Genomic DNA, 4,295 nt, shown 5'->3' on the forward strand with positions numbered 1-4,295 from the left:
GTGCACGCCTGCGGGCAACTGGGCGCCCTCGCCGGGCGCCGCGGGCAGCCTCACATCCGCGGCGACGCCGTCATGGCCGGCGGCGGCCAGCAGGGCCGCGATGCGCGCGCCGATGAACCCGGCGGCACCGGTCAGCAGCACCCTCACGGAAGCTCGATCGGCAGCGTGACACCTTCGTGGGGCAGGCAGTGGGTGCATTCATTGACCTGAGCGGTGCTTTCTATGGCCTCGTGCACCAGCTGCTTGAACGGCACCAGGTTCCGCTGGAACTCGGCGAACACGTCCACCGCCCGCACCCCCTGGCCACTCTCGATGCCCGCATCCAGATCGGTGACCAGAGCAATTGCCGCATAACATATCTCGAGCTCGCGAGCCAGCACGGTCTCGGGATAGCCGGTCATGTTGACCAGCCGGAAACCCTGGCCCGCGAACCACTGGCTCTCCGCACGCGTCGAGAACCGCGGGCCCTGGATCACCACCATCGTGCCGCCGTCGACGACGCTGGGCAGCCCGGTGACCGCGGCCCGCAGCGACGGGCAGTACGGATCGGCGAAGTCGACGTGGATACCGCCGGAGTCGAAGTACGTGTCGGGCCGGCCCGAGGTCCGGTCGACCAGTTGATCGGGCACCACCATCGCCCCCGGACCGAGCTGCGGGTCCAGGCTGCCGACCGCGCAGGGGCCGAAGATGCGCCTCACGCCCAGCGCCCGCAACGCCCACATGTTGGCGCGGTAGGGCACGGTGTGCGGGGAGAACTCGTGGTTGGCGCCGTGCCTGGGCAGGAACGCCACCTCGTGGTCGCCGATGGTGCCGACGGTGATCGGCGCGCTCGGTGACCCGTAGGGCGTGTCCAGGTTGATCGCCCGGGCATCAGGACCGAAGAACGAGTAGAAACCACTGCCGCCGATGACACCTAACATCCGACCATTGTGGATCATCGAGCCGACGCACCAAGCATGACGTTGCGATGACGACGTCCCGGATGGCCGTGCCGCTTCGCCGAACAGTCGGCAGGCTGACGGGGAACTCTATGCGGCCACACACCTCCACACAGCGGACCTGGCTCGCCCTGTTCGTCGGCCTGACCGGGGTGGCGGCAGCGCTGTTCCTGCCCTTCGCTCCGGTCATCGCCGAGCGCACGACCATCACCTGGCCGGGCCCCGACGAGCCTGCGACCTCCACCAGCGCGCTGGTGGTGCCCTACCGGCCGAGCGAGCTCACGGCGACGATCCCGTGTTCGGCGCTGCGCGCCGCGACCGCGCAGACGGCGCCGGTCACCGTGCTGGCCACCGGCTCCGACAGTGACGGCCTGGTGGTGACCGGTTCGGCGGACCGCACGACGCTCCGGCTCGGTGACGTCACCCGCCCCCTGATCGTGCCGACTGCCTCCGCGGACTGCCGGGTCACCGTCGAATCGGGCCCAGGCGGGTTGGCGGTCCTGGAGGCGGATGGGCGCACCAGCCATCTCGCCGGCGAGCCGGTGCCCCAGGTGTTCGGGTTCCGCACCGACCTCGATCCGGCGCAGGCCGCGGGGCTGTCGGTGTCCGCGGTGGTCACCGGACCGTTCGCGACGACGCCGACGCTGCTCAAGACCGTGGTGGTCGGGGTGCAGCTGCTCTGCGCGGTGACCGCGCTGGTGCTGCTGCGTCGGGGTCGCGGCCCGCCCGTCCGGCGGCGTGCCCCTCTGCGGGGGAACCGGCTGTGGTGGATCGACGGCGCGGTGATCGCGACGTTCTTCGGGTGGGCCGTCATCGGTCCGCTCGCGGTCGACGACGGCTGGGCGACGATGATCGCCCGCAACGTCGCCGCGACCGGCGACCCCGGCAACTACCACCGGTGGTGGAACGCCGCCGAGGTGCCCTTTGCGCTCAGCCAGCAGTTGCTCGCACCGCTGACCGAGATCAGCCTCTCCCCGCTGTGGCTGAGGTTGCCCAGCACGCTGCTGGGGGTGGCCACGTGGTTCGTGCTCAGCCGCGGCGTGCTCGGCGCGGCGCTGCCGGTGACCGCCCGGGTACGGGTGCTAGCCGCGGTATGCCTGCTGGTCACCTGGCTGCCGTTCAACCTCGGGACCCGACCGGAGTCCTACGTCGCGCTCGGCGTCACCGCGGCACTGGCGCTGGCATGGCGGGCGCGGGACCCGGCCGGGTTGGCCTGGCTGGTGCTCGTGGCCGCGCTCACGGTCCCGATCAGCCCGACCGCCGTGCTGGTGGCCGCACCGGTCCTGGTTTTTGCTCCCCGGCTGGTGGCGGCCGCGCGGGCGGGAGCTCCCTGCCGCGCCGAACTGTCGGCGACCGTGGCGTTGCTGTGTTGTGTGGGCGCCGTCGGGCTCACGGTGATCTTCGCCGACCAGACGTGGGACGCGCTCGTCACCGCCACCGACTGGCACAGGTTCTTCGGCCCCTCGCTGCCCTGGTACGAGGAGCCGACCCGGTACAGGTACCTGCTGCAGGCCGACCAGCAGGGCAGCTTCGCCAAGCGACTGCCGGTGCTGTTCACGATCGCGCTGCTGCCGATCGTCGGTGTGCTGGCCGCACGCCGCCGCGGACCCGACATGCTCGGTGCGACGGCGGTGCGACTGGCCGCCGTCGTGGTGGTCTCACTGCTGCTGCTGGCGCTGGGGCCGTCGAAGTGGTCCTACCACTTCGGGTCGATCGCCGGGGTGTTCGCGGCGTTCCTGACCGTGGCGGTGATGCTGGTGGTGCGCCGGGCACGCGCCGCGGACCGCGTCGTCGCCGTCGTCGGTGTGGCCGGATCGGTGCTGCTGGCGGTGGCCGCCGCGGTGGTCTTCGCCGGCCCGAACGCCTGGTGGTTGCCCGCGGTGTACGACGTCCCGTGGCCGACGGGCCCGGTCCGACCGCTCGGCGTGCCGCTGGACAACCCGCTGTTGTGGGTCGGGGTGCTCGCCGCGGGCACGTTGACGGCGCTGGCTGTGCTGCGGCGCCGCCCGTCGGCGCAGTGGCCGGCGCTCGGGCCCGCGGTGCTCACCCTGGTGACCTTAGGTACGGCGCTGGCCGTGCTCGTCGGCTCGTTCGTCGCGGCGCAGTTGCGCCGACCCGCCGGATCGCTGGCGATGGCGAACCTCGACCGGATTGCCGGCGGGCAGGTGTGCGGGCTGGCAGACGACATCGAGGTGCTGCCCGACGGTGAGGTGCTCAGGGCGGCGGAACCGGGCGGACGGGTTTCCGGCTTCGCCGCGTCGACGGGCTTCTACCCGGGGGCGCCGCCTCCGGACCCGCCCGGAAGCGGCACCTCGGAGTACCTGTGGGGCAGCCGGACCCCCGGCGCGCAGGCCACCGGCGAGATCGTCACCGGATGGTTTGCGCTACCACCGTTGGCGCCGGATACCGGTGTGGCCCTGTCGGTCTCGGGCCGCACTTCGGACGGCAACTCGCTGGTGCTGGAGTTCGGCCGGGCCGACGGACCGACCGTCACCGTCCTGGGTGCCGCCGAACCGGTCGACCGGCCCGCATCCGACGAGGACCCCGCGCATCCGTTGTGGCGCTCGGTGGGCGTCGATTCGGCCGAGGTGCCCGCCGGGGCCGACCGAGTCCGCATCCACGCGGTCGACGACCGCACCGGCCAGGCCGGCTGGTTGGCGTTCACCGGCCCCCGGTTGCGGACGATCGTCCCGCTGACCGACTTTCTGGCCGACCGCGGTCCCGTGCTGATCAGCTGGCCACAGTCGTTCCTGTTCCCCTGTGTGCGCGACATCGCCACGGTGTCGGGGGGTGTGGCGACCACACCGCGCACCGTGATCGAGTCGCCGCGGCCGTGGTTCACCGAGGACCGCGACCCCGACCCGGGCGGAACGTTCGCCGGACTCGCGACGTTCGGTCAGCTCAACGAGGTGCCGAGCAGGCTGGTGGGACATCCCGACGTCGACTGGGGGTCGGTGCTGGTCTCCGCCGACCCGGCGGTGCCGGACAACGCGGACAACTATGTGCGCACCACGGATCGCGCGGTGGTGTGGGGCGCCGGCGCCACCCGCGGTCAGCGACCCGAGGGCTGACCGGCGAACTACTCGGCGTCGGGCTCGTCGGCGTTGCGCTGTGCTGCGCGCCGGGCGCCGTCACGGATCTCGAACACGTCGGTGGCCAGCCCGCCGATGGCGTTCGCGACGTCCTTGACCGCGGTCGTGATGATCGAGGTGACCTCACCGACGGTGGATGCACCGGCACCGACGATCTCCTGTACGGCGTCCTTCCGGATCTCGTTCTTGCTCAGTCGGTCGTCCATGCGCTCAGTGTGCCACGGTTGGCACCCTGCGCACGCGGGGAGCAAACCGGGCACCTGCA

4 protein-coding genes are annotated in these 4,295 nt (G+C 71.9%); 1 reads left to right on the plus strand and 3 read right to left on the minus strand.

Annotated elements, in window-relative coordinates:
- Together WA944_RS00370 and WA944_RS00375 are read right to left on the minus strand one after the other, a co-directional pair.
- A partial coding sequence (locus WA944_RS00370; RefSeq protein WP_526646058.1) for an NAD-dependent epimerase/dehydratase family protein occupies nt 1–147 on the minus strand: 147 nt, incomplete at its 3' end.
- A complete protein-coding gene (locus WA944_RS00375; protein ID WP_526371193.1) occupies nt 144–920 on the minus strand; it encodes an S-methyl-5'-thioadenosine phosphorylase in 777 nt (258 codons plus the stop codon). The genes WA944_RS00375 and WA944_RS00370, both read right to left, overlap by 4 nt.
- 110 nt (nt 921–1,030) lie before the next feature.
- Between WA944_RS00375 and WA944_RS00380 the strand changes: the two genes are divergently transcribed.
- Nucleotides 1,031–4,009, plus strand: coding sequence for an arabinosyltransferase domain-containing protein (locus WA944_RS00380; protein WP_526646054.1), 2,979 nt, complete (start codon nt 1,031–1,033; stop codon nt 4,007–4,009).
- A gap of 8 nt (nt 4,010–4,017) precedes the next feature.
- On the opposite strand, the gene WA944_RS00385 is transcribed toward WA944_RS00380, so the two are convergent.
- Nucleotides 4,018–4,236, minus strand: coding sequence for a hypothetical protein (locus WA944_RS00385; protein ID WP_526646056.1), 219 nt, complete (start codon nt 4,234–4,236; stop codon nt 4,018–4,020).
- Nucleotides 4,237–4,295: the final 59 nt, after the last annotated feature.

The organism is Mycobacterium sp. (assembly GCF_049683355.1).
Classification (GTDB): Bacteria; Actinomycetota; Actinomycetes; order Mycobacteriales; family Mycobacteriaceae; genus Mycobacterium.

Excerpts from the sequence above, each read along its gene's own strand:
- WA944_RS00385 (WP_526646056.1), bottom strand. The coding sequence starts at position 4,236 with ATGGACGACCGACTGAGCAAGAACGAGATCCGGAAGGACGCCGTACAG.
- WA944_RS00380 (WP_526646054.1), top strand. The coding sequence starts at position 1,031 with ATGCGGCCACACACCTCCACACAGCGGACCTGGCTCGCCCTGTTCGTC.
- WA944_RS00375 (WP_526371193.1), bottom strand. The coding sequence starts at position 920 with ATGTTAGGTGTCATCGGCGGCAGTGGTTTCTACTCGTTCTTCGGTCCT.